This is a genomic window from Streptococcus suis (assembly GCF_002960445.1).
Classification (GTDB): domain Bacteria; phylum Bacillota; class Bacilli; order Lactobacillales; family Streptococcaceae; genus Streptococcus; species Streptococcus hyiners.
On the sequence record NZ_POJD01000007.1, the window covers coordinates 1 to 264 of the forward strand.

Annotated in this window: 1 protein-coding gene; it reads left to right on the forward strand. The window is 41.3% G+C overall.

Features of this window, described 5'->3' with window-relative positions:
• The coding region (locus C1G53_RS00025) for a type I 3-dehydroquinate dehydratase (protein WP_153046615.1) at window positions 1-226 on the forward strand (226 nt) is incomplete at its 5' end.
• Window positions 227-264: the final 38 nt, after the last annotated feature.

A 264-nucleotide genomic window follows, 5' to 3' on the forward strand; every position in this document is an offset into this window, starting at 1 on the left:
AGAGCAGGATGTCCTAGATGTTATGAATTATACTCGTGGTTTTAAATCACTGAACACTGAGCAGATATTTGCGACAATCGCCATGGGTGAACTAGGGAAGTTAACACGTATTGCAGGTGTGATTACAGGCTCCTGCTGGACTTTTGCCAGCTTAGATGAAACATCTGCACCAGGACAAATGTCTTTAAGCAATACTCGTAAGTTTCTGGAAATTTTGGAGAATTAAGTTATGCGTTATTTAACAGCTGGTGAGTCTCATGGACC